Genomic DNA, 24,029 nt, shown 5'->3' with positions numbered 1-24,029 from the left:
GCGTCTTCGCTATTACTCCTCTATTTCATTCCGGCAAAGCCTGATCACCTGTAATGTTTTGCTTTTCAGCACGCTCCCGCCGCCATTGATACACATCTGAGCCGGAAACCGGGCTTTCCCTGCTGCATAGATGCAGGCTTTCTGATACGTCATCTCTTCCGGCAGGGCAATCTCCTCTCTCACCGCAGATCCGGTGTCTTCCAGCGCACAGGCTGTCTTCGGACAAAGAATCATCACCATCTCCTGTCCAAGGATGTGCTCTGCTTTTCGCAGAAATGGTGCCGTAAACACGTCTGTTGTCCATTCTAACATACGGGGACCAAGAATAGAAAGCCCTCCTGCGGAATCTGCGTAACTGACCATCCGTACACCGTTTTTCTTCACTTCCAGAAGCAGGCCGAGCAGATCCTCCTCCAGCTTCTGAAACAGCGCTTCCACCTGTTCCGGTGTTTTTCTGACGGCCTTAAAGACCTGTTTCAGTTCAATCAGCGTATTCCAGATCGTGTAAGGTCCGGACATCTGAAATACCACTTCCTCTCCCTGCTCTCTGAGCATTCGGCACGCCGCCAGTGTTTCTGCCATTCTGCCGCTTTCCGGATCCATCCGGGAGAGAAAAGAAAGTTCCTCCAAAGAACTGCAGACCGGGGCAGCCGCCCTCGGTCCTGCTTTCTCATTTCCATAACGGATGCTCCCGCCCATATTCTCTGCCTCCAGCGTATGGTCAAAAGGCAACGTACAGAATGGTTTCTTCCGTTTCTCTCTTTCCAGCACTGCAGCTTTGATCATCTGTTCTCTCTTTTTATATATTTCCGGAACCGGAAGATCGTATTCCCGGATCAGACCGGCAATCCCCTGATCCGATGCTTCCGGTCTGCACGCATAATCCCGAATCATATCCTGTCTCGCTTTCTTTTGTGTTAACAATAAGGTATCACAAATGCTCCGGCTGCTCTAATAGATATTTCCTATAAACGCGCAAAAAAAGAGACGGTACTCTATAAGTACCGCCCCTGATTCTCTGTTAGTTGTCGTTTTCCTGATATTCCATCGGTACCCGTCCTCCGGTACCTGCTGTCAGTTCTCCGTCCTTTTCATCGATAATGATCGTATCGCCGGATCCGACATTTCCTTCCAGGATCAGCTTGGCTGCAAGGGTTTCCACATATTTCTGCAGATACCGTTTCAGCGGTCTTGCGCCGTACATCGGATCGTAGCCGCCCTCGACAATGTGCTTCTTGGCATCCTTTGTCAGTTCAATGTGCAGATCCCGGTCTGCCAGACGTTTATTGACATCTTTGACAAGCAGATCAACAATTCCGGTAATGTTTTCTTTCGTCAGCGGACGGAACATGATGATCTCATCCAGACGGTTCAGAAATTCCGGACGGAAATGCGCTTTCAGTTCGTTCATAACAAGCTCTTCATTTTCCGGGCGGATGTTTCCGTTCTCATCGATTCCTTCCAGCAGGTGGGCAGAACCGATATTGGATGTCATGATCAGGATGGTATTCTTAAAGTCTACCGTCCGTCCCTGAGAGTCCGTGATCCGCCCGTCATCCAGTACCTGCAGGAGGACGTTGAATACATCCGGATGTGCCTTTTCCACCTCATCAAATAGGACAACCGAATACGGTTTTCTCCGGACTGCCTCTGTGAGCTGTCCGCCTTCGTCATATCCGACATATCCCGGAGGTGCTCCGATCAGTCGGGACACGGAATATTTCTCCATATACTCACTCATATCAATACGAACCATGTTCTTTTCATCGTCAAACAGGCTTTCCGCCAGTGCCTTGGCAAGCTCCGTCTTTCCGACTCCGGTAGGTCCAAGGAACAGGAAGGATCCGATCGGCTTTGTCGGGTCTTTGATACCCGCTTTGGAACGGATGATAGCTTCTGTCACTTTGGTAACACCTTCGTCCTGTCCGATCACCCGTTTATGAAGCTGCTCATCCAGGTGAAGAGTCTTGCTCCGCTCACTTTCATTTAACTTGGCTACCGGAATTCCGGTCCATCTGGAAACAATCTTCGCAATTTCTTCTTCTGTCACACTTTCGTGTACCAGGGACATGTCTTCATCTTTGACCTTTGCTTCTTCTTCCTCCAGCTGTTTTTTCAGCTGCGGGAGACGGCCGTACTGAAGCTCTGCCGCCTTCTCCAGATCGTAGCTGCTCTGTGCTTTCTGAATCTCCTGGTTGACACTTTCAATCTCTTCACGGAGACGGTGTACCCGCTCCAGAGATGATTTTTCATTATCCCACTGGGCTTTCTGTTTGGCAAATTCTTCTCTGTTTTCCGCCAGCTCCTGCTGCAGTTTTACAAGACGCTCCTGACTTAACCGGTCGTCTTCTTTCTTAAGAGCTGCTTCCTCGATCTCCAGCTGCATCGTCCTTCTTCTAAGCTCGTCAAGCTCGGTCGGCATGGAATCCAGCTCCGTCTTGATCAATGCACATGCCTCATCCACCAGGTCGATCGCCTTGTCCGGCAGGAAACGGTCGGAGATGTAACGGTTTGACAAGGTTGCCGCCGCTACCAGGGCACTGTCTGTAATCTTTACACCATGGAAGACTTCATACCGCTCTTTCAGTCCACGAAGAATGGAAATGGCATCCTCCACTGTCGGCTCATCTACCATTACCGGCTGGAACCGCCGCTCCAGAGCAGCGTCTTTTTCAATGTACTCCCGATATTCATCCAACGTGGTGGCTCCGATACAGTGAAGCTCGCCTCTTGCCAGCATCGGCTTTAACATATTGCCGGCATCCATGGAGCCTTCCGTCTTTCCTGCTCCCACGATCGTGTGCAGCTCATCGATGAAGAGAATGATCTCTCCGTCGCTGTTTTTGACTTCCTCGAGAACCGCTTTTAAACGTTCCTCAAATTCACCTCTGTATTTTGCTCCTGCTACCAGCGCACCCATATCCAGTGCAAACAGCTGCTTATTTTTCAGTCCTTCCGGAACATCGCCCCGGACGATCCGCTGTGCCAGCCCTTCGACAACTGCGGTCTTTCCGACACCCGGCTCACCGATGAGCACCGGGTTATTCTTCGTTTTACGGGAAAGAATCCGGACTACATTCCGGATCTCGGCGTCACGTCCGATGACCGGATCCAGTTTCTGCTCTCTGGCTCGTTCCACCAGATCATACCCGTATTTGTTCAGCGTATCATAGGTCGCTTCCGGATTGTCACTTGTTACTCTCTGGTTTCCTCTGACTTCGGAAAGCACCCGCAGGAAATTCTCCCGATTGATGCTGAACTCTTTAAAAATCTCTTTTACCTCACGGTTTGCGTACTTCAGAAGTGCCAGGAAAATATGCTCTACTGAAACATATTCGTCCCCCATCTGCTTTGCCTCATCCTCCGCATGGATCAGCACCTTGTTCAGATTCTGACCGATATAGAGCTGTCCGCCCTGTACCTTCGGACGCTTCCTGAGCGCCTGCTCTACACGCTCAATCAGCAGTTCTTTCTGAATCCCGAGCTTTTCCATCAGCTTCAGAATCAGGCTCCCATCCTGTGCCAGCAGGGAATAAAGCAGATGCTCCTGCTCGATCTCCTGATTTCCGTAATCATCTGCGATCTTCTCGCATCCCTGTACCGCAAGCATAGAATTTTGTGTGAATTTGTTAATATTCATACCTTTCTTCCTCCTTACGAATAATTCTCTTAATCTATTTCCAGTTTCTGTTTGTCTGTTCTATCGACGATATAACAATAGCATTTTTTATTAGCACTGTCAACACTTGAGTGCTAATTTTCTGAATTTTCTCGTTTCAATTTTCTATATTTCCTGCTCTTTCACTATCTAGTTCTTACCTGACTTAGAAGATCATCGCCAGTTATCCGCCTGTGCGATAAAACTACGGTTCTGTCAAGGAAACTCTCTTTTAGAACCGTAGTAAAATGTGGGTGACTACGGTGCTTACAACGAAAATCGAGCTGGTAACCGTAGTAAATCGTATGTAACTACGGTTCTCTTAACGAAAACTGGCTAGCTAACCGTACTATATCGCTCGTGTCTACGGTTCTTACAGCGAAATTTGATCCGGCAACCGTACTATATCGCCCGTGTCTACGGTTCTTACAGCAAAAATCGATCAGCTAACCGTACTAAACCGCTCGGAACTACAGTTCTGCCAGGGAAATGCTTTGCGATTGTTCTCTTTCTTTCCTTATTGTGTAATGAAATCAGGGGTGATCCTATGTCCGTAACTGTAGAGATCCGTCAAAAATCTATTTTCAGAAAACCGTTGACCCTGGAGGATGTGATCCGTCTGTCCGGCTTGTCTTATGGGACCGCCGATGAAAATTTCCGGCTCATAGAGCGTGAAACCGGGAACTGTACCCTTCTGTATGACCCGGAAACACTTGCGAGAGGGATGGAGCTTTCCGTAAACGAAAATGCAATTTCCCTGAAGCTCAGCCTTCCTACCAGCAAAGCGGAAATCCGCCGTTTCTATGAAGTGGTCAAGCTTCTTTGCACCACACTGAAAACAAAACAGTTTATTCTGGAAGGCCAGACACAAACTCTACGTGACATCGATACATTGATGCAGAATGATGCGAACGCATCCATGGGCGCTCTGGAGGATCTGAAGCAGATCTTCCGACCGTCCTGCCGACAGAACCTTATATTATTCTTGATCAGATCAAGGGGATTGAGGACTGGTATCTCATGCTGAAGGATCAGCGTACTGTCTGTTACGAAGACTTCATGAACGCGGTTTCTGAAAAAACTTATTTTGACGCAAACCACCGGATCATTTCACTGAGCCAGGAGAAACTGGATGCCATTCTGGAAACCTGGGAATCTCCGGTAGACTAAAGCGAAGGCTGTGCGGATGTCGTTCCGCACAGCCTTCGCTTTACTTTCCTACGGCACCAGCCGGTGGATGTCTCTTGGAAACAGGGATGCCCGGCGCACATTTTCAAAGCCAAGCAGCCTGCTTGTAAATCGTTCCAGTCCAAGTCCCAGGCCTCCGTGCGGCGGCAGTCCGCACTTATGTGCCATGAGATAGCTTTCAAACACTTCCGGATGCATACCTCTTCGTTTCATCTTCGCCACCTGTTCTTCGTAATTGTGAATCCGAAGCCCTCCTGTCGTGACTTCCAGACCTTTGTAAAGAAGGTCGAAACTTTTTGTCACATTCGGATTTGTCTCGCTGTCCATAGCATAAAATGGACGCTTTTTCTCCGGATATTCGGTTACAAAGACAAGCTCGCTTCCGGTCTCTTTTAGAATCCATTCGGAAAGCAGCTTTTCTTCTTCCGGTTCCAGGTCTTCCGGCTCCTCCACCGGTCTTTTCCGAATCTTGGCCACAATCTCTTTTGCTTTGGCAAATGGAATCGCCGGGATTTCTTTCCATTCCGGAATCTCCACCTGAAGGAGGGCAAGCTCTTCTTTGCACTCTTCTTTCAGAGAAGTGAATACGAATTTCAGCATTGCAGCCTCCATCTCCATCAGCTCTTCCACTCCCGTCACATATCCCATCTCAAAGTCCACGCTTATATACTCGTTTAAATGTCTGGAGGTGTCATGTTTCTCCGCCCGGAATACCGGCGCGATCTCGAAGACTCTCTCGTAGACGCCTACCATCATCTGCTTATAAAACTGCGGGCTCTGTGCCAGATACGCTTCCTTTCCAAAATAGTCCAGCCGGAAAATATTGGCTCCGCCTTCGGCTCCTGCGGATCCGATCTTCGGTGTATGAATCTCCGTAAATCCCTCTCCTTGCAAAAATCTGCGTACCGCGTTGGTAATGCCGTTCTGAATCCGGAAAATGGCACGTTCCTTTTCATTGCGAAGTGTCACCGGACGATAGTCAAGCAGCGTGGCGATGGATGTGTCCACCTGCTTTTGATTGATGACCACCGGGCTTTTTTCATACGGCCTTGAGAGTACTTCCATCCCGATCAGATGCAGCTCCACACCGGTCCGTGACCGCTCTTCCTTCACCACTTCCGCCTGGAAGATCACGCAGCTTTCCTCTTCCAGTTCCTCCAGCGAAAAGGATGCCTTTTCTTCGGAATAAACACACTGAATCACGTGTTTTGCCGTCCGCAGCAGCACAAATGCAAACCCTCTCATCTTCCGGATTTTGTAAATGCTTCCGTGTATCTCCACAATCTCCCCTGCATGCTCCAGAAGGCTGAGTTCCTCCTGCTGATTTTTTACGTTTCCTCCGATATATCTGATTTCTTCCATCTTTCTTTTCCTTACCCTTTCATGAATTTCTGATCGTTATTTTCTCCTTTTCCATCCGGATCCTCATCCATGTGGGCATCGTCTTTATGTCCCATTCGATCACAACCTTTCCTGCCAGAATAAAAAGAGCTGTTGGCTGTACCTTTGGCTTTTCGGTAACAAAAAAACAGAACCACACAAGATTTCTCCTCATCCTGTGTGATTCTGTTTCTATTTCTTCCACACAGGTACAACACAAGAAGCGCTTGTACCTGTGAACTCTCTCACAATACAAGCGCTACCTATCGTCGTCCCTGTTCATGCTTACAAACTGATTCATTAATACCGGGCTCATACAAAAAAGCAGCTCCTTTCGATTTTCTTCATTCTAGATCGAAAGGAGTGCTCTGTCAAGACCTTTTATATTTTTCGTACTTTTTTTCCTTAAAGCTTCTGCCGGAAAAGAAAGCCGCCAGCCATACGCCGAGAAATACCACTACAAGAAACGGTGTCAGCACATAGGAAAGCACGGCTCCGAGCACAAACCACAGTGCCCACAACACAAGTCCGTTTCTTGCCCCGTTTACAACAAGGCCCGGATCATAGAGATTCTGTTTCTCCTTTGGAAGATCCCGGTAACTTTTAATCAGCCAGACGCATTTTTCACCCAGAACAGTAAAGACCACTGCGTGGGCAATCAGAAGCGCCGTCATCATCATGCAGATAAACACTGCAATTACAATCACTCGTTCCATTATCCTTCTCCTTTGCATCGGTCTTCTATTATCTTACTCCGATTTCCAGAAAAGGCAAGTGCTTCTTTTTCAGGATCGTTCTTTATGAATACTTACCCACACTGCCATCAGGAGGCATATAAGGCCGGTCACAGCCAGATACCTTTTTTCTGTATAGCCTCCCGCCGACAAGGAAAACAAAAACCAGTTGCCCAGATATTTTTCTCCGGTCCCGAAAGCGAACAGATAATATGCAAGAGATGCCATATAACCGATGACCGGATTTCCGCTCAGAGCGTAAGCCGCGGCCCCCAGTCCTCCCAGGAAAATCATTCCGGAAAGTGCTGCCGGAAGGAATTTCCCTGCTGGAAAACTGCATCCGCCCTGTTTCAGCATCCACACAAAAGCCGTGGTCAGAAGCACCATCACAAGAGCGCTTAGTAGAATCCGGATCAGATAAATGCTTCCCATGGAAGTATATTTTGACCGGATCAGATCCCGGATGTCCGGATTCTGTTCCGGAAGGAAAATCGGAATCAAAAGAATCATGCCGGGCAGTACGGCATAAAAATCCAGAAGCTGTGCTGTCTCCACCTGACTTAAATTCTCGACTCCGGCAATCAGGGGAGCCGCGCCAAACAGAACGGCACTAACGAGTGCCTGCTGCGGCAGATGATGCCGGATGTACTCTTTTCCGGCTGCGAGATAATTTTTAAAGCATCCGGATTCCCGGTTCATCATCTACAATCAAAAGTCGTTCCATTTTCTTTCCCTCTTCTTTTCCATATCATTTCAGCGTTATTATACTACATCTTTCCCTATTTTTTCCCTACAATTCTCCCTCCAAAGTGTCCTTCCGGATTTTCGGGACTTGTACATCCTGTAAAAAATGCTATAATGGGATATAGGAAAATTTACAATAAAGGAGAGGAATTCCAATGAAAGCTTATGAAAGATTACTAAAATACGTCGTTGTCAGGACACCAAGCGATGAGAACAGCGAAACTGTTCCATCTTCCAAATGCCAGTTTGATCTCGCGAACATTCTGGTAGACGAACTGAAAGAGCTGGGCGTGGAGGCTCATGTGGACGATCAGTGCTATGTATACGGAAAGATCCCGGCAACTCCGGGCTACGAGAACTGCCCGAAGATGGGATTCATCGCTCACATGGACACGGTTTCCGATTTCTGCGACCATGACATCGTTCCGGTGATCCATGAAAACTATGACGGCGGAGACGTTGTGCTTGGCGACAGCGGCCGTGTACTGGAAGTCAGCGCCTTCCCTCATCTTCCGGAACTGAAAGGCCGTACTCTGATCACAACAGACGGCACGACAGTACTCGGAGCAGATGACAAGGCCGGCATTGCCGAGATCATGACCATGATCGAACGCATCAAAGAAGAAAACATTCCTCATGGAGCGATCCGTGTTGCTTTCACACCGGACGAAGAGATCGGAACCGGCGCTTCCCACTTCAATGTAGAGGAATTCGACGCGGACTTCGGCTACACTCTGGACGGAGACGGCGAAGGGGAAATCCAGTACGAAAACTTCAACGCATGCAAAGCAGACTTTGAAATCACAGGCTTTGCCGTTCATCCGGGATCCAGCAAGGATACAATGATCAATGCAAGCCTTGTTGCCATGGAAATCAACAACATGCTTCCGGGCTGCGAGACACCTCGTGGAACTGAAGGATATGAAGGATTCTACCATCTTGTTTCCATGAGCGGAGATGTAGGAAAGGCGGAACTCCACTACTTCCTCAGAGATCATGACGCTTCCATGTTTGAAGCACGCCAGCAGACACTTCGTCTGATCGAAAAAGACCTGAACGAAAAATGGGGCGAAGGCACAGTAAAACTGACGATCACACAGCAGTACAAGAATATGTCCACCATTATCAAGGACTGCATGCACCTCATTGAGAATGCGAAAACTGCCTGTGAACGTGCCAATGTTCCGGCTCAGATTCTTCCGATCCGCGGCGGCACAGACGGATGCCAGTTAAGCTTCAAAGGACTTCCTTGCCCGAACCTTGGTACCGGCGGACACGCATACCACGGACCATATGAACATATCACAGTAGAGGGAATGGATCTTGCAACCGATGTAGTAGTCGAAATCGTAAAGCTTTACGCAGAACAGAAATAAAAAATACGAAAAAAACGGCAGAGACCTGAATGATCTCTGCCGTTTCTGTTTTCTCCTACATGTCCCGGGCTTTAGTGGGCCTTGAATCCCTCTCCAAGTACTTCGTTGGACTCTACAATGATGATAAATGCCTTCGGGTCAATCTCCTTTACAACCTTACGGATTCCGTACATTTCTTTATTGTTGCATGCACAGAGTACAACATCTCTCTGAATATGGGAATAGCTTCCCTCTGCCTTTAAGAACGTGCTTCCCCGTCCGACTTCTTCGTCGATCCGTGCCGCCACTTCTACCGGAAAGTCTGTCACAATCAGAGACATCTTTCCGGAATCAATTCCGTACATTACCTTGTCCACAACCGCTGAGAGAATAAAGCTGATCATCATACCGTAGATCAGGCTGTCAATATCTTTCGAAACAAGAATTGTTCCAATAAGAACAACAATCGCTTCCAGCGCAAATGAAATCTTTCCAAGAGACAGATGCGGATTCAACGCCTTAATAGAAAGCATGATGAAATCCGATCCTCCTGTAGATGTATTTCTCATGTAGATCAGGGCATAGCCCAGACCGGAGAAAATACCCGTACAGATTGCTGCCAGCATCCGGTCACCGGTATATACCGGGAACATCGGCGCAACAACGTCCATGATCACGGACGTAATGATGATCGTCCGGATGGAGCGGATAAAAAAGTCTTTTCCGAGGATCCGGAAGCACGCAATGGCAACCGGGATATTCAGAAGCATCGCAACCGTACCGATCGGCAGTCCAAACAAATGATAGAAAATCAAAGCAATTCCGTTAAATCCTACCATTGGGAATTTCGCCATGGCGGCAAAGTTGTATGTTCCAATTGCAATCAGAATTCCCCCGACAATATCAATCAGTATGTCAATTCCAAGTTTCTTCGTATCCAGTTTCTTCATGTTGGATTCTCCTTTCCGCAGTTTTACTCTCTTTTTTCCAAAAAAATAACATCTGCAAACTATTAGTATAATTCGCAAATGCTCTTCTGAGGATTAGTATACTATTTCTTCTGATTTATTGTCAACCCCTTTTCTTTACTTTTCCGTTCGTTCTGTCTATAATGAAAAAAAAGAAATAATAAGGAGGCTCTTTCATGAAACTTGTATTTCTGGATGCCAAAACCATCGGCTCAGATATCGATCTGTCCGCTTTTGAAGACTTGGGCGAAGTGATCTATCACGACTTCACGACACCTTCGGAAGCATCTGCACGGACTCAGGACGCTGATGTTCTGATTGTCAATAAAACACCCGTCAACGAAACAACCATCGGGAACGCTTCCCATTTAAAGCTGGTCTGCGTCACCGCCACTGGTACCAATAATCTGGATAAAGACTATCTGGAACGCCGTGGGATAGCCTGGCACAATGTGGCCGGCTATTCTACCGAATCCGTTGCGCAGCACACCTTTGCCATGCTCTTTTACCTGCTGGAAAAGCTCCGCTATTACGATGACTATGTCAAGGAAGGCAGCTATATCAACGACCGGATCTTCACCCATTTTGCCGAGCACTTTCATGAACTTTGCTCCATGCGCTTCGGCATCATCGGACTTGGAAACATCGGCCGCCGGGTAGCTGATATTGCCTCCTGTTTTGGTGCGGACGTTGTATACTATTCTACCTCAGGCAGCCCGGAGCAGGAAGGCTATCATCAGGTGGACTTTGACACTTTATTATCCACCTCCGATATTATTTCCATTCACGCCCCTCTGAATTCAAATACGGAAGGGCTGATCAATGCAAAAGCTCTCGAAAAGATGAAATCATCCGCCATCCTGCTGAACCTCGGACGGGGACCGATCGTTGTGGAGCAGGATCTGGCGGACGCATTAAAAAAGGGAACCATCGCCGCGGCCGGTCTTGACGTACTTTGTCAGGAACCGATGTCAGCTGACAATCCCCTCTTTGATATCAGAGACAGTAAAAAACTTCTGATCACACCCCATGTTGCCTGGGCGGCGGTAGAATCCCGCACCCGGCTGATGGAAATTATTCATGGTCAGATTAAAGAGTTTTTCTCTGCTTCTTAACCTCTTTCCGGATTTCTTTTGTGACTGATCTGGCGGCCTGGGCGGCTGCAAGAACGGCAGCCCCGGCCATCAGGCAGAAATCTCCGATATTAAACGTAATCTTTCGTATCTGCGGATCCGCCGCCGCAAATCCGATGTAATCCACCACATAGCCTCTCCTGAAACGGTCGTATAGATTACTCAGCGCCCCGGCAAGCATCAAGGATGTCCCTGCAAATTTCCATGTTCCTTTTTTAGAAAAAAACAGCTTCACATGGTAACAAAGCAGCAGGATTCCGGTAAGAAGGGATCCTCCCTTTACAATCCGGTCCTCTCCGCTTAACACATTCAGGGCAAATCCATGATTGTGTACCTTGCGGATCAGCACTTTCCCTCCGAAAAGCTCTTTTTCTTTCTCTACGTCGGCTTTTTGTTCCGTACGGTACTTACAGAAGAGATCTGCACCCAGAAGAACGGCCGCAAATCCCATCATCCATTTCTTCATCCGCATTTATTCTCCTTTGATCCGGTCGATCTCCTTTTTCAGGTCTTCGATCTGCTCCTGTCTTTTCTCAATCGCTTCACAGAACTCAATGCATGACTCATCTGTCACCTCATTCTCCTGAAACTTCTCATAGACGGACTTGCCGATGTCAATATAGTCCCGCTCATTGGCACGTTCCAGAGTACGGATCCGGCTTTTCAGCTTTTCCGTATCCAGGATCTCATTGGTCTTTTTTCCTACAATATCTGCAGTCTCTGAAATTTTCTTCCCAAGTTCGCTAAAAAAATCATCCATTGTTTCTTCCTCCTTTATAACTGCCGTATCTCTTCAAAGGTGTGGTAAAGGTCCATCGTACCATAGCCCCACTGCCGGTTCGGATATTCGTTTCCAGGAATCCTTCTTGTACCAAGAATAAGAATATTCCTCACCTGAGCCGAGGATGCCTGAGACTTCTGATCCTGTATAATCCACTGCAAGAGAAGCGCCGCGCTTCCGGCCGCAATAGCGCTCGCCGCGCTGGAACCGGACCTCTCCGTAAAGGTTCCTCCCGGAACAGCCCCTGTCACATTAACGCCCGGAACGGCAAATTCCGGCTTGATCATCCTGTTTCTAGTATAGCCCCTGCCGGACTGAACCGCAACCGAATTTTCTTCCCAGTTATAAAAGGAAGCGGTAATAGCTGACGGTGTGCTTCCCGGCTCCAGAATCGTCTCGTCCGGGCTCGACCTCAGAAAATAGGCTTCTCCCGTCAGAAAATCCGAAACCGGAAGCCAGATATGAAAAAGCCCGTCGATACTCTGCAGAGGTTCCAGACCGATTTTCCAGATTCCTTCTGCCGGATTGATAAATCTCAGAATAATCAGTTCCGAATTCGTCCGCTCTACCAGAAGACGGTAGTCTATAATAACTGTTGTCTGTTCCAGAAGAAAACGGTATTCATTTCTACTGTTCTGACGGATCGGAACTTTCTGAATCTGCTCCCCGGACGGAGAGTATAATGAGACTGCCAGAACATCCGGAATGTCTGTCCAGATTTCCGCCTGAAATCCCCGTACTCCCGGCCCGACCCGAAGTTCCACCATCTCCCTTTCCTTCTGTCCGCTGGTCTCTCCCTGATAATGATGCCGCTTATCTGCCTCGTTTCCTGTTCCTGTCACAACTACGCGGTTTTTCTGACCGGCATAGAATTCCAGTTCCTCACATACCGGCGCCGTCCCGTTATGCCCTCCAAGACTGCCCCCCAGGGGCACGCAGAGTACAAGCGGCCGGTCATATTTCAGCGCCAGCCGGTTTAAATAGTAAAGTCCGGCAAGCATATCATTCTCCTGATAGGCCAAGGCCCCTTCCCGGATAAAATAATACTCCCGCAGATACTGTTTTGCGGGTTTCAGCTTCACCATGGCAATCATCGCCTCCGGCGCAGCCCCCACGAACTGGTTCTCCACATTGGCGCTTCCTGCTGCCACGCTTGCCGTAAAGGTTCCATGCCCGTCCTCATCTTTTGTCGGCACAAAAGCCAACGGATCTTCCTGCTGCAGTGCCTTGTTAATATCTTCTCTTGTATAGGCACTTCCATAGCAGAATCCTTCCGGCGGATTGCCGTCCTGAATGGTCTGGTCCCAGATCCCCAGAATCCGGGTGGATCCGTCCAGACTTCGGAACACCGGATTTGTATAATCGATCCCGGTATCCAGAAATCCGATCAGCATCCCCTGCCCTTTCAGCTCCAGTCCCGGATAATTCTGTACTGTCGTAATCCCGGCAGCATTTAAGGCCCCCATATCGAGCGGCGTGAAACACTTTGGAATGGAATAATAAGGAATATCATTTTCCGGAAAACGCTCTGCCTCAGAGCGCGGCAGATACACATTCTGATACAAAGTTCCTGCCGGCTGTGTCAGATAGGTGCCTTCCCTGAGTAAAGAAAAAAAACGGTCTGTGAACATAAAATCCCGATATTCTTCCGACAAAACCGCTTCCCTGCACTGTTCTACATCCATCAAAAAACCTGCATATACTTTTTGTAAGTATATGCAGGTCCCATATTACTTATTTCATTTTTTTAAAGACCGGACTCCTGTACCGGATTATTCTCAAGCAGCGGAGGCACTTCCTGGCCCCTGAGCCGGATCACCGGTCCGCCGGTTCCCTCTATGTAGTCCCTTGTGATAATCACTTCTCCGATGCTGTCATCCTTTGGAATCTCATACATGATATCCAGCATGAACTCTTCGATAATGGCACGCAGCGCTCTGGCTCCGGTATCCTTCTCCATTGCCTTCTCCGCAATGGCGTACAGCGCGTCATCCTCAAATTCCAGACGCACCTCATCCAAAGCAAGGAGCTTCTGATACTGCTTGAGGATCGCGTTTCTAGGCTCTTTTAAGATCTTGACGAACATATCCCGATCCAGGCTCTGCAATGTGCAGATCACCGGGAGACGTCCCAGAAATTCCGGAATCATTCCGAAGTTTCGCAGATCCTCCACCGTCACCTTTGACAGCAGATTTTTGTCGTTGTCATATTTGTCCTTCAGATCTGCAATAAAGCCGATGGAGGAGTGCTTATTGAGCCGCTCTTTGATAATCTGCTCAAGCCCCGGAAAGGCTCCGCCGCAGATAAAGAGAATGTTTCTCGTATTGACCGTAGTCAGAGGTACCATGGCATTCTTGCTGTTGGCTCCTACCGGAACCTCCACATCGCTTCCTTCCAGAAGCTTGAGCATTCCCTGCTGTACGGATTCGCCGCTGACGTCTCTCTGATTTGTATTTTTCTTCTTGGCAATCTTGTCGATCTCATCTACGAAGATAATTCCCCGCTCTGCCTTCTCTACATCATTGTCGGCTGCCGCCAGAAGCTTTGACACCAGGCTTTCGATGTCATCACCGATATAGCCGGCCTCTGTAAGGGAAGTCGCATCCGTGATGGCAAGCGGTACATCCAGAAGCCTTGCCAGTGTCTTTACAAGGTATGTCTTACCGGAACCGGTCGGTCCAAGCATCAGAATGTTGGACTTTTCGATCTCGATGTCATCCATCGTATCGGTCACCACTCTCTTGTAGTGGTTGTAAACCGCTACCGAGATAATCTTCTTCGCCTGCTCCTGGCCGATCACATAATCATCCAGCTTTGCCTTGATCTTGTGCGGCGCCGGAATATTGTGAAGATCCAGCTCCGGCTTTTCTTCTTTCTTCTCTTTTTTCTTCTTTACCTTCTGCTGCTTCGGCATCATGTTTTCCAGATCCTGCATATTCAGAATCTGAACACCCGGCATCCGCATCAACTGGTTTAAGTCGATCTGTCCGTTATTCATCATATCAAAGCTCTTCTGCATACAATCCGGACAGACATATAGGTTATTCGGAAGCTCTATCATCTTTCCCGCAATGCTTTCCGGGCGGTGGCAGATAGAGCAGAGTTTTTCATATTCGCTGTCATCTTTTGACGTATCTTCTACAACGCCTTTGACAGTCTCTTCGAGTTTCCGGTCATCTGTGTTCACTTCGTCGATCGTTGTATTCTTTTCATCTGACATTTGCTAAAACCCCTTCTATACTGATTTTATAGAATTTTATAGAAGATATTATAGCCCAGATGTCCCGTTCGGACAAGTAAAGTTTTTCTAAACTGATGCTTTACTCTTCCACCCACGCCTTTAATTCGTCCTCCATCAGGACTCCGGAATGGCGTTTTACGGATTCGCCGTTCTGAAACAGCATGACTGTCGGAATGCTCAAGATCCGGAACTGCTTTGCAAGCTCTCTGTTTTCATCCACATTGATCTTTCCGACTTTTACCGCGTCCGTCTTCTCTGCGTAGGAATGGATGATCGGGATAAAGGTCTGGCATGGTCCGCACCATTCTGCCCAGAAATCAATTAATACCGGTTTCTCGGATTTTAATACTTCCGCTTCAAAATTTTCCTGTGTGATTGTCATTACTTCTGCCATCTATTATTCCTCCTGTGAATTGTTGTTTTCCTTGTTTCTGTCTCCTATTATACGCAATTTCCCACCTGTTTCCGTAACAAAGTCACAAAGCCGGCCGCTTTTTTATCGAAGACTCTCCTCCGCCAGCGCATAAAGGCGGTCCCGGTCCAGGATCCGGACCTTTCCTCTGGAAAGAAGCACAAGCCCCTCCTGCTGGAAATACCGCAGCATCCTTGTGACCACTTCCCGCGCCGTTCCAAGCTCTCTCGCCGCCCGGTCGTGGGTGAGGGAAAATTCCTCCTCCCCGGTATTCTGGGCTTCCTCGATGAGCAGTGCTGCCAGACGCTTGTCCACACTCTTTCCAAGGATCTGCTCCATCGTCCACATGACGTCGGAAAACCGCTCCGCCATCAGGTCGTTTGTATATTTCATGACCGGAAGAGACGTATCCATCAGCTCCTGATAGACGACCGGAGGGATGACCCAGTAGGTCGTTTCCTCCCGCGCCTCCATCCAGATCTCAAAATCAATGTTCCGGAAAATACAGCTTGCCGCCAGAAGGCACATATCCCTCTCAAACATCCGGTATACCGTGATCTCCTTTCCTTCCTCCGAGACCACATAGGCTCTTAGCTGCCCGCTTTTTACAATCAGAAATCCCAGACAGTCACCGCTTCCCCGGTGGACAATTTCTCCTTTTCCGGCTGTTTTTTGCACTGCCTCCGAACGGATCTTCGCCTTCTGGGACTCAGTCAGGCTCTCCCAGAAGGGCAGGTACGCTTCTATTTCATTTTCTGCATGATTTCCCATTTTTATCCCTCGTTTTTCAGCATATCCAGAAAATCTTCCTCCGAAAGAATCGGAATTCCGAGCTCTTTCGCCTTCCGGTTTTTGGAGGAAGTGGATTCGGTGTCATTGTTGATCAGGTAGTTTGTTTTGGATGTTACAGAACCTGTCACCTTACCGCCCCGTTTCTCAATCTCTTCCTTGACTTCGTTTCTGTTTTTAAAATGTGTAACCGATCCGGTAATGACAAAATTGATTCCGGCAAAGCTCTGCTGCTCCTGCCGCTCTTCCTTTTGCAGATGAACTTCCTTTAACAGATTTTCATACCGGGCTCTCTTTTCCGGATCCTGAAAATACTCTGTAAATGTTCCGGCAATAACATCCCCGATTCCCTGAATCCGGCTCAATGCCTCCCGGTCTGCATCGGCAATCTTTTCCGGATCGTCATCAAACTGTCTGCAAATCAGTTTTGCCGTAGCCGCCCCCACGTTTTCAATACCAAGGGCGTAGATCAGCCTGGAAAGTGTCGTCTCTCTGGACGCTTCAATGCTGTCCAGCAGATTCTGGCAGGACTTTTCTCCAAAACCGTCCATCTCCCGAATCTCCTCCCGGTGTTCATCCAGGTGGTAGATATCCGCAAACTCATGGATAAATCCCTTTCCGATCAGCTTTTCCATGGTCGCCTCAGAAAGCCCGTCAATATTCATGGCGTCCCGGCTGACAAAAAGGGTAAATGCCTTGATCTGTTTTGCCTGACACTGCGGATTCGTACAGTAGAGCGCTTTTGCATTCAGGATCTGCCGGACCTCGGTCTTCCCGCTGCACACCGGACACGTTTCCGGAATGTCCCGTACTCCGCTTCTGGTCAGATTTTCCGCGATCTGCGGGATAATCATATTGGCCTTGTACACCTGAATCCGGTCCCCGATGCCCAGCTCCAGTTCCTCCATAATGCTGATATTGTGGACGCTGGCTCTGGAAACGGTCGTTCCCTCCAGCTCTACCGGATCGAAAATAGCCACCGGATTAATCAGCCCTGTCCTGGACGGACTCCACTCGATCTCCCGAAGCGTCGTCTCCCGGATTTCATCCGCCCATTTAAAAGCGAAGGAATCCCGGGGGAATTTGGCAGTACTTCCTAAAGACTGGCCGTAAGCAATGTCGTCATACAGAAGCACCAGCCCGTCGGACGGCACTTCATTTTTCTGAATCTGATCCGCAAACCAGGCCACTTCTTCCTCGATCGTGCCTGCATTTACCATATGATATTCTACAGTCTCAAAGCCCTGTTCTTTTAACCACTCCATCTGGCGTTTTCTGGAGTTCTCAAAGTCTACGCCATCCGCCCGCACAAGGGAAAAGGCATAAAAGCGGACATTTCGCTTTGCCGTGATCTCATTATTCAGCTGCCGCACGGAACCGCTGCAAAGATTCCGCGGATTTTTGTATTTCGCATCCACATCTTCGATTTCCTCGTTGATCCGTTCAAAATCATCATAACGGATCACCGCCTCGCCACGGAGAATCAGTTCTCCCTGATAAGGAATCTTTAACGGAATGTTTTTGAACACCCGGGCATTGTTGGTAACAACCTCCCCGATTTCTCCGTTTCCTCTGGTGACCGCCTTAAAAAGCGCCCCGTCCCGGTAGGTCAGGACAATCGTAAGCCCGTCCATTTTCCAGGAAAGCAGGGCAGTCTGGTTTCCCAGAAATTCTTTCAGACGGCCCACCTCCTTGGTCTTGTCCAAAGAGAGCATCGGACGCTCGTGCCGTTCTTTTGGAAGCTCGCTGACTACCTCGTATCCGACATGCACCGTCGGGCTTGCCGCAAGGGTCGTCTGAAGCTCCTCCTCCAGCGAAAGCAGTTCATCATAAAGCCTGTCATACTCAAAGTTGCTCATGATCTCCCGCGCTTCCTGATAGTAGGCGCGTCCTGCCTCATTCAACAGATCGACAAGCTCGGTCATCCTCTGCTTCTTTTCTTCTATGCTTCCCTGTATTTTTGTCATGGTTTCTGTCTCCTGTTCTCTTTTCTTTCCCGGTTCTTCCGATCACGCTCCGGCATGTTGGAAGAGTGTTCCAGCATCCGGTCCAGGCTTGCAAGCTCCTGCTCTGTAAGAGGCCGGTACTGCCCCGGCTTTAAATCTCCAAGGCGGATCTGCATGATCCGCACACGCTTCAGCGTCACGACCTTATAGCCGAGTGCCTCGCACATCCGGCGGATCTGACGGTTCAGTCCCTGTGTCAGGACAATCCGGAAGGTCTTTTTCCCCTCTTTCTTTACCTGACATGGTCTTGTCACCGTATCAAGAATCGGAACTCCACGGGCCATATGCTGCAGGAATTCCTCTGTCACCGGTTTGTCCACCGTAACAAGATATTCCTTTTCATGATAATTGCCTGCCCGCATCATCTTATTGATAATATCCCCGTTATTTGTCATCAGAAGAAGTCCCTCGGAATCCTTGTCAAGCCTGCCTGCGTACGTGATTCTGGTCGGATAATTGAGAAAGCGGATAATATTGTCCGGCTCCCGCTTCTCTTCCGTACAGACAATTCCCCTTGGCTTGTTGACCGCAAGGACAATCATTTCCTCCTCCGGTTTCACCAGTTTCTGGTCTACCCGGACTTCCTGTCCCGGCGTGATCTTCATACCTGTTTCGGCCTTTTTTCCGTCCACGGTCACCCGGCCGGCTTCAATCAGACGGTCCGCCTCCCGGCGGGAGCAGACCCCTGCTTCGCTCAAAAATTTATTCAGACGTAAAGCTTCTCTTTTGGAACGTTCCTGAAACTGTCGTTCGATCTGGCTGTTCAAAATCCTGTTTTCTCCCCTTTTCTCTTTCTCATCTTCCATTATTCCGCTGAAAAGAAAGTGCGGATAAAGGAAGTCAGCGCTTTCATATCTTTCTTTCCCATCAATTCCCTGCTGGAATGCATAGCAAGAAGCGGCACGCCGATATCAATGGTCCGCACCGGTACCAGGGCGGACGCAATCGCTCCCAGTGTTCCGCCGCCGGTTCCGTCCGAGCGGTTTACAAATTTCTGGTACGGAATCTTTCCTTCCTCGCAGAGTGCCTGTACAATGGCAATCGCTTCGCTGTCCGTAGCGTAGCTCTGGGAAGAAGCTTCCTTGATACAGAATCCCCCGTTCAGCACCGGATGATTCGTCGGATCCGCCTTTTCCTGATAATTCGGATGTACACCGTGGGCTACATCCACAGAAAGCAGCATCGTATCCTCCAGCATTCTCAGAAGATCCATCCGGTCCCATCCAAGAGCTGTCACAATTCTCTCCAGAAGCAGAAGAAGCAGCGTCGATCCGGCTCCCTGCTTGGTGCTGCTTCCGATCTCCTCGTGATCGAACACGATTCCAAGATTGATGCCGCCCGTTCTTTCGCCGTCCCAGAGGCCTTCCAGAATCGCAAGCACTCCGGTCAGGTCGTCCAGTCTCGGTCCGGATACAAATTCCTCTTCAAATCCAATCAGCTCTCCCGGATCCGCATTGTAGATATTCATCTCATATTCCAGAATATCCTCCTCCGCTACATCCAGCTTTTTCGCAAGGTATTTCTTAAAAAATCCCTTCTCTTCCGCTCCGGTTCCCATGGCTGCAAGCGGGAGCATCTGGGTCTGACGGTTTAATTCTCTTCCTTTATTCATCTCACGGTCCAGATGAATAGCAATATTCGGAATCGTCAGAACCGGTTTTTCAAAATCTACCAGCCGCATTTCCGGATGAAAGGCATCTTTCCCGCGGACTGCCACACGTCCCGCTGCCGAAAGCGGACGGTCCATCCAGCTCGCCAGATTCACCCCTCCATAAGGCTCCGTATTCAGCCTGATATACGCTTCTGCCTTCATATCCGGATCCGGTTTGATCCGAAATCCCGGAAAATCACCATGGGCTGCCGCCATCCGTATCTCCTGCTCCTTCTTTGCGTCTTTTCCGATGGTAAATGCAAAGAGCGCGGATCCATGGTGAACCAGGTAGTATTTTCCGCCCGGATTCAGGCTCCATTCCTCTTTCCAGGAAAGCGGGGAAAATCCCTTCTCCTCCAGCAGCTTCCCCGCCGCCTCCACCGTATGGAACGGGGAAACCGCTTCCTTTGTAAATGTAAGCAAGCGTTCTATTTCATTCATCGTCATCTGACCTCCTGATCTCATTTTGCGCTACCTCTATCTTACTTACAACAAGACAAAAAGTCAACGCCGGGAGAACTTCCAAACAAGTCTATATCTTTTTTACAACGATTCTGGTATACTGGTACAAGGAAATTAAGAAACTACAAACCATGGAGGCTTACGAATGGTCAGCTATATCATGAATACAAAAAACTGTATGTCCGTCCTTCTGTTGTCCGGCCGCTTCGACAATTTCTCCTTCATCAGCGGAGAAATCACGACCTACTGCACCTTCCAGATCGACGGAACCTACCACCCGGAATTCTATCCGGACACCGAAAATGAAAGCCCTGAGCCTTACGTCCGCTGGAAACAGGTAAGAGAATACTGCTTCTCCCTCATCAAAGGAAAACAGACACCATTACGCTTCCACTTCATTCTCTCCCTCGCTCCGGATCAGATTGAGTCCCTCCTCCAAAACGAAGGACTCCCATACCAGACCAGCGATATCAAAGGCCTGTACCTGAACTTTCGCTTCGACGGCACCAGACTCACATGCACCACTGGAACATCCTTCCACACATTTGTACTTGACAAAAGCCTGGAACACACATGGGACAGCATGGTAACCAAAATATTCACACAAAAAGGACTGGAATTTGAAGAAAATCGGTAGAAAACACCACAAGCACAAAAGTTGTACGGTACAGATTGCAATACAGATTTTTCAAAGGGGACGTGTTCCGATGCATCGGAACACGTCCCCTTTGAATAAAAAAGTTATTTTGTGAGCATCATCATGATGTCGTTGCTTCGTTTGATGAATGCTGTCATTTCTTCCGGGTTGAGTGGTTTGTTGGACAGCATTGCCAGGTCGTAGAGCTGCTGGCAGATGAGGTTGATGTTTTCGTTGTCTTTGTTGTTTTCGATGTACTGTACCAGTGGATGGTTGATGTTCAGTACGAGTGTGGTGTCGGTTCCGAACATGGAAGCGTCCATACCGCCCATGCCATACATCTTCATCATTTCCTGCATTCTTCTGGACTCTTCGGAGAGGGTCATCATGGATGCAACGCTCTCGTCTTTGAGTTTTTCGACTTTGACGTTTAATTTTTCGTTGTTCATCGCTTTTTTCACGATGCCGGCAATTTCTTCTGCGCGTTTGTCGAATGTTTCTTTTTCTTCTGCGCTCACTTCTTCTTTGAACTGATCTGTGACGTCAGCGTCAATTCTCTGGAAGTGGATGTGTGGATTTCTCTGCTCTAACTGTGTGATGAACGGAGAGTCGATATTGTGGGAGAGGATGACCGCATCCATGCCCTGGCTCTTGAACATGTTGATATACTGGCTCTGCTGCTGTTCATCTGTCACGTAGTAGATAGTCTTCTTCTCCGGCTCTTTCTTCTCGTCTGCTGTTTCTGCTTTCTGATCTTCTGTCTTTTCTTCTTCGGTTTCTTCCGGTGCTTCGCCGATCAGTTCTTTCATGGACAGATACTTGTGATCCAGGTTCTTGAAGAGGATGGAATCCATCATCTTATCGCAGAATTTCTGGTCTTTGAGGCATCCGAATTTTACGAACGGACTGATATCGTCCCAGTATTTCTCGTAATTTTCCAGATCTGTGTTGCACATTCCTGTCAGTTTGTCAGCGACTTTCTTGGAAATGTAGTCAGCCACTTTATTTACAAATCCGTCGTTCTGCAGAGCGCTTCGTGATACGTTCAGCGGAAGATCTGGACAGTCAATCACACCTTTTAAGAGCATCAGGTATTCCGGAATGATCTCTTTGATATTGTCCGCGATAAATACCTGATTGTTGTACAGCTTAATTGTTCCTTCGATAGAATCGTACTCGGTGTTGATTTTCGGGAAGTACAGGATTCCTTTCAGGTTGAACGGGTAGTCCATATTCAGATGGATCCAGAATAATGGTTCTTTATAATCCAGGAATACTTTTCTGTAAAACTCGATGTAGTCTTCTTTACTGCATTCGTTTGGATGTTTTGCCCACAGCGGGTGAATGTCATTGATCGGAACCGGACGTTTCTCGATTTTGACTTTCTCTTTAGCCGGAGAAACTTCTACCATTTCTTTTTCGCCGTTTTCATTCTCGCGCTCTTCCATCTTTGCATCTTCATGGATGTGCTCTACTACGACGTCGGTATCTTTCAGTTCGCTCTCATCGATGGTCTCATACTCGGTCGGTGCATTGGCCTTTTCGAGATAAATCTCAACCGGCATGAAAGAGCAGTATTTCTCAAGTACTTCTCTTGCACGGTATTCGTTTGCAAACTGTAAACTGTCCTCATTTAAGAACAAAGTAATCTCGGTACCTACGCCTTCCTTATTGCCTGGCTGCATCTCATACTCTGTGCCGCCTTCGCTTACCCAGTGAACGGATTCAGCTCCTTCTTTATAGGAAAGAGTATCGATATGCACTTCATCCGCTACCATGAACGCAGAGTAAAATCCAAGTCCAAAGTGGCCGATCATATCGTCTTCTGTCGTCTTGTCTTTATATTTCTCAAGGAACTCGGTTGCACCGGAAAATGCGATCTGGGTGATGTATTCTTCTACCTCATCTGCTGTCATACCGATACCGTTATCGATGAATTTCAGTGTCTTCTCTTCCGGATTGACTACAACGTGAATCTCCGGCTTGTAATCCTCCGGCAGGCTGTATTCGCCCATCATATCCAGCTTTTTCAGCTTTGTAATGGCGTCGCATCCGTTTGAAATCATCTCACGGAAGAAAATGTCATGGTCTGAATACACCCACTTCTTTATAATAGGAAAAATATTTTCACTGCTGATGGAAAGACTTCCTTTTTTTACTGACATGATAATCACTCCTTCATCATATATCGTGCCGGCGGTGCACTCCTTCTCATGGCACTTTCAGCTCCGCCGGCATATCTTCTTTTCACATCTAACAGTAATCTTAATACTCGGATCTGAAAAAGTCAATAGAAAATTAGCACTCTTTCCAAAAGAGTGCTGATAATCTATCCTTTTTCACTTTTTCATGCTGTTTTTCTACCCGCACACTACTGCATAGCCGGGATATCCCAGAGATTCAAAGACGTTCCGATCTGCATTTCCCGCGCTGCGTCATAACAGTCACATGCCCACGCAACATCTTCTACCGGAAGACCGCCTTCCGCAAAAATGTATATTATTCCTCTTTGCTTTCCACAAGCTTTTGGAACTCTTCTACTGGCATTTTTGCCTCTTCTGCCGCCTCTTCCAACGTCAGACGGTTCTTTCGGTAAAGCTGAATCAGCATCGACTGCTCTCCCTGAGTAATTCCACGCTCGAAGCCCTGCTCCATGCCCCGCTGGAAGCCCCTATTCCGGGCTCCCTCCATATTGGATCTGTAATCCAGGATCGCTTTCTCTCTGGCTTCATACTCTAGACGCTTCTGCTCATCCAGGCTCATCTTTACTAAATCTTCGTATGCTCCTTCCAGATATTCATTTCCCTTTGCCACTTCTTTCAGCTCCTCTTTATTCTGCCCTCGAAAGAAACGCATCCACTCCATCACATCTTCCGGTCCGCTGGCCTTT

At 48.3% G+C, this 24,029-nt stretch carries 23 protein-coding genes; 5 read left to right on the top strand and 18 right to left on the bottom strand.

Going from position 1 to position 24,029, the window contains the following annotated elements; all coding sequences use genetic code 11:
• Positions 1–12 precede the first annotated feature (12 nt).
• Together H6A32_RS05845 and clpB are read right to left on the bottom strand one after the other, a co-directional pair.
• The gene (locus H6A32_RS05845) at positions 13–894 is read right to left on the bottom strand and encodes a uroporphyrinogen decarboxylase family protein (RefSeq protein ID WP_204863924.1); all 882 of its coding nucleotides are present in this window, start codon (positions 892–894) and stop codon (positions 13–15) included.
• A gap of 127 nt (positions 895–1,021) precedes the next feature.
• The gene (gene clpB, locus H6A32_RS05840) at positions 1,022–3,640 is read right to left on the bottom strand and encodes an ATP-dependent chaperone ClpB (protein ID WP_204863923.1); all 2,619 of its coding nucleotides are present in this window, start codon (positions 3,638–3,640) and stop codon (positions 1,022–1,024) included.
• A gap of 565 nt (positions 3,641–4,205) precedes the next feature.
• Between clpB and H6A32_RS05835 the strand changes: the two genes are divergently transcribed.
• Together H6A32_RS05835 and H6A32_RS05830 are read left to right on the top strand one after the other, a co-directional pair.
• Positions 4,206–4,685, top strand: coding sequence for a hypothetical protein (locus H6A32_RS05835; RefSeq protein ID WP_204863922.1), 480 nt, complete (start codon positions 4,206–4,208; stop codon positions 4,683–4,685).
• On the top strand, positions 4,679–4,828 hold the full coding sequence (locus tag H6A32_RS05830) for a hypothetical protein (RefSeq protein WP_204863921.1): 150 nt from the start codon (positions 4,679–4,681) through the stop codon (positions 4,826–4,828). Before H6A32_RS05835 ends, H6A32_RS05830 begins: the two co-directional genes overlap by 7 nt.
• A gap of 48 nt (positions 4,829–4,876) precedes the next feature.
• On the opposite strand, the gene aspS is transcribed toward H6A32_RS05830, so the two are convergent.
• The 4 genes from aspS to H6A32_RS05810 form a co-directional block, all read right to left on the bottom strand.
• Entirely contained in the window at positions 4,877–6,208 is a 1,332-nt protein-coding gene (gene aspS / locus H6A32_RS05825) for an aspartate--tRNA(Asn) ligase (RefSeq protein WP_204863920.1), read from the bottom strand.
• A gap of 19 nt (positions 6,209–6,227) precedes the next feature.
• On the bottom strand, positions 6,228–6,431 hold the full coding sequence (locus tag H6A32_RS05820; RefSeq protein ID WP_204863919.1) for a hypothetical protein: 204 nt from the start codon (positions 6,429–6,431) through the stop codon (positions 6,228–6,230).
• A gap of 166 nt (positions 6,432–6,597) precedes the next feature.
• On the bottom strand, positions 6,598–6,942 hold the full coding sequence (locus tag H6A32_RS05815) for a DUF3784 domain-containing protein (protein ID WP_158099311.1): 345 nt from the start codon (positions 6,940–6,942) through the stop codon (positions 6,598–6,600).
• Positions 6,943–7,011: 69 nt separating this feature from the next.
• Positions 7,012–7,662, bottom strand: a complete 651-nt coding sequence (locus H6A32_RS05810; RefSeq protein ID WP_204863918.1) for a hypothetical protein — start codon at positions 7,660–7,662, stop codon at positions 7,012–7,014.
• A gap of 197 nt (positions 7,663–7,859) precedes the next feature.
• On the opposite strand from H6A32_RS05810, the gene pepT reads away from it, so the two are divergent.
• On the top strand, positions 7,860–9,080 hold the full coding sequence (gene pepT / locus H6A32_RS05805) for a peptidase T (RefSeq protein WP_087169264.1): 1,221 nt from the start codon (positions 7,860–7,862) through the stop codon (positions 9,078–9,080).
• 71 nt (positions 9,081–9,151) lie between these two features.
• Here the strand turns inward: pepT and H6A32_RS05800 are convergent, their stop codons facing one another.
• A complete protein-coding gene (locus H6A32_RS05800) occupies positions 9,152–10,009 on the bottom strand; it encodes a YitT family protein (protein ID WP_087169263.1) in 858 nt (285 codons plus the stop codon).
• Between the two features lie 194 nt (positions 10,010–10,203).
• Between H6A32_RS05800 and H6A32_RS05795 the strand changes: the two genes are divergently transcribed.
• The gene (locus H6A32_RS05795) at positions 10,204–11,142 is read left to right on the top strand and encodes a D-2-hydroxyacid dehydrogenase (protein ID WP_204863917.1); all 939 of its coding nucleotides are present in this window, start codon (positions 10,204–10,206) and stop codon (positions 11,140–11,142) included.
• Here H6A32_RS05795 and H6A32_RS05790 read toward each other — a convergent pair.
• The 9 genes from H6A32_RS05790 to H6A32_RS05750 form a co-directional block, all read right to left on the bottom strand.
• Positions 11,117–11,626 carry a signal peptidase II gene (locus tag H6A32_RS05790; protein WP_204863916.1) on the bottom strand — a complete coding sequence of 170 codons (510 nt, stop codon included), beginning with the start codon at positions 11,624–11,626 and terminating at the stop codon, positions 11,117–11,119. The two genes, H6A32_RS05795 and H6A32_RS05790, sit on opposite strands and share 26 nt — an antisense overlap.
• A 6-nt stretch (positions 11,627–11,632) precedes the next feature.
• Positions 11,633–11,920, bottom strand: a complete 288-nt coding sequence (locus tag H6A32_RS05785) for a hypothetical protein (RefSeq protein ID WP_087169260.1) — start codon at positions 11,918–11,920, stop codon at positions 11,633–11,635.
• 14 nt (positions 11,921–11,934) lie between these two features.
• Positions 11,935–13,626, bottom strand: a complete 1,692-nt coding sequence (locus H6A32_RS05780) for a S8 family peptidase (protein WP_204863915.1) — start codon at positions 13,624–13,626, stop codon at positions 11,935–11,937.
• Positions 13,627–13,688: 62 nt separating this feature from the next.
• Entirely contained in the window at positions 13,689–15,161 is a 1,473-nt protein-coding gene (gene clpX, locus H6A32_RS05775; protein ID WP_204863914.1) for an ATP-dependent Clp protease ATP-binding subunit ClpX, read from the bottom strand.
• 100 nt (positions 15,162–15,261) lie between these two features.
• Entirely contained in the window at positions 15,262–15,576 is a 315-nt protein-coding gene (gene trxA, locus H6A32_RS05770) for a thioredoxin (RefSeq protein WP_087169257.1), read from the bottom strand.
• Between the two features lie 102 nt (positions 15,577–15,678).
• On the bottom strand, positions 15,679–16,365 hold the full coding sequence (locus tag H6A32_RS05765; RefSeq protein ID WP_087255530.1) for a Crp/Fnr family transcriptional regulator: 687 nt from the start codon (positions 16,363–16,365) through the stop codon (positions 15,679–15,681).
• Positions 16,366–16,367: 2 nt separating this feature from the next.
• Positions 16,368–18,350: an NAD-dependent DNA ligase LigA gene (ligA, locus tag H6A32_RS05760; RefSeq protein WP_243424864.1), complete on the bottom strand. Its 1,983-nt coding sequence runs from the start codon at positions 18,348–18,350 to the stop codon at positions 16,368–16,370.
• Positions 18,347–19,156, bottom strand: a complete 810-nt coding sequence (gene rluF / locus H6A32_RS05755) for a 23S rRNA pseudouridine(2604) synthase RluF (protein WP_087169300.1) — start codon at positions 19,154–19,156, stop codon at positions 18,347–18,349. The genes ligA and rluF overlap by 4 nt, the downstream gene beginning before the upstream one ends.
• Positions 19,157–19,194: 38 nt before the next feature.
• Positions 19,195–20,487 carry a M18 family aminopeptidase gene (locus H6A32_RS05750; RefSeq protein WP_204863913.1) on the bottom strand — a complete coding sequence of 431 codons (1,293 nt, stop codon included), beginning with the start codon at positions 20,485–20,487 and terminating at the stop codon, positions 19,195–19,197.
• Positions 20,488–20,647: 160 nt separating this feature from the next.
• On the opposite strand from H6A32_RS05750, the gene H6A32_RS05745 reads away from it, so the two are divergent.
• Complete coding sequence (locus H6A32_RS05745; protein WP_204863912.1) at positions 20,648–21,139, top strand: DUF5721 family protein; 492 nt, start codon at positions 20,648–20,650, stop codon at positions 21,137–21,139.
• Between the two features lie 104 nt (positions 21,140–21,243).
• Here H6A32_RS05745 and htpG read toward each other — a convergent pair whose 3' ends face one another.
• The gene (gene htpG, locus H6A32_RS05740) at positions 21,244–23,304 is read right to left on the bottom strand and encodes a molecular chaperone HtpG (protein WP_204863911.1); all 2,061 of its coding nucleotides are present in this window, start codon (positions 23,302–23,304) and stop codon (positions 21,244–21,246) included.
• Positions 23,305–23,638: 334 nt separating this feature from the next.
• A partial coding sequence (locus H6A32_RS05735) for a PD-(D/E)XK nuclease family transposase (RefSeq protein WP_204863910.1) occupies positions 23,639–24,029 on the bottom strand: 391 nt, incomplete at its 5' end.

The organism is Drancourtella massiliensis (assembly GCF_016900655.1).
Classification (GTDB): Bacteria; Bacillota; Clostridia; order Lachnospirales; family Lachnospiraceae; genus Sellimonas; species Sellimonas catena.
The sequence above is the reverse complement of the archived record's forward strand: the minus strand, read 5'-3'. Positions and strand labels throughout refer to the sequence as shown.

Bases quoted from the DNA above. Each gene is read 5' to 3' on its own strand.
- H6A32_RS05845 (WP_204863924.1), bottom strand. From the start codon at position 894: ATGATTCGGGATTATGCGTGCAGACCGGAAGCATCGGATCAGGGGATT.
- clpB (WP_204863923.1), bottom strand. From the start codon at position 3,640: ATGAATATTAACAAATTCACACAAAATTCTATGCTTGCGGTACAGGGA.
- H6A32_RS05835 (WP_204863922.1), top strand. From the start codon at position 4,206: ATGTCCGTAACTGTAGAGATCCGTCAAAAATCTATTTTCAGAAAACCG.
- H6A32_RS05830 (WP_204863921.1), top strand. From the start codon at position 4,679: ATGCTGAAGGATCAGCGTACTGTCTGTTACGAAGACTTCATGAACGCG.
- aspS (WP_204863920.1), bottom strand. From the start codon at position 6,208: ATGGAAGAAATCAGATATATCGGAGGAAACGTAAAAAATCAGCAGGAG.
- H6A32_RS05815 (WP_158099311.1), bottom strand. From the start codon at position 6,942: ATGGAACGAGTGATTGTAATTGCAGTGTTTATCTGCATGATGATGACG.
- H6A32_RS05810 (WP_204863918.1), bottom strand. From the start codon at position 7,662: ATGATGAACCGGGAATCCGGATGCTTTAAAAATTATCTCGCAGCCGGA.
- pepT (WP_087169264.1), top strand. From the start codon at position 7,860: ATGAAAGCTTATGAAAGATTACTAAAATACGTCGTTGTCAGGACACCA.
- H6A32_RS05800 (WP_087169263.1), bottom strand. From the start codon at position 10,009: ATGAAGAAACTGGATACGAAGAAACTTGGAATTGACATACTGATTGAT.
- H6A32_RS05795 (WP_204863917.1), top strand. From the start codon at position 10,204: ATGAAACTTGTATTTCTGGATGCCAAAACCATCGGCTCAGATATCGAT.
- H6A32_RS05790 (WP_204863916.1), bottom strand. From the start codon at position 11,626: ATGAAGAAATGGATGATGGGATTTGCGGCCGTTCTTCTGGGTGCAGAT.
- H6A32_RS05785 (WP_087169260.1), bottom strand. From the start codon at position 11,920: ATGGATGATTTTTTTAGCGAACTTGGGAAGAAAATTTCAGAGACTGCA.
- H6A32_RS05780 (WP_204863915.1), bottom strand. From the start codon at position 13,626: ATGGATGTAGAACAGTGCAGGGAAGCGGTTTTGTCGGAAGAATATCGG.
- clpX (WP_204863914.1), bottom strand. From the start codon at position 15,161: ATGTCAGATGAAAAGAATACAACGATCGACGAAGTGAACACAGATGAC.
- trxA (WP_087169257.1), bottom strand. From the start codon at position 15,576: ATGGCAGAAGTAATGACAATCACACAGGAAAATTTTGAAGCGGAAGTA.
- H6A32_RS05765 (WP_087255530.1), bottom strand. From the start codon at position 16,365: ATGGGAAATCATGCAGAAAATGAAATAGAAGCGTACCTGCCCTTCTGG.
- ligA (WP_243424864.1), bottom strand. From the start codon at position 18,350: ATGACAAAAATACAGGGAAGCATAGAAGAAAAGAAGCAGAGGATGACC.
- H6A32_RS05750 (WP_204863913.1), bottom strand. From the start codon at position 20,487: ATGACGATGAATGAAATAGAACGCTTGCTTACATTTACAAAGGAAGCG.
- H6A32_RS05745 (WP_204863912.1), top strand. From the start codon at position 20,648: ATGGTCAGCTATATCATGAATACAAAAAACTGTATGTCCGTCCTTCTG.
- htpG (WP_204863911.1), bottom strand. From the start codon at position 23,304: ATGTCAGTAAAAAAAGGAAGTCTTTCCATCAGCAGTGAAAATATTTTT.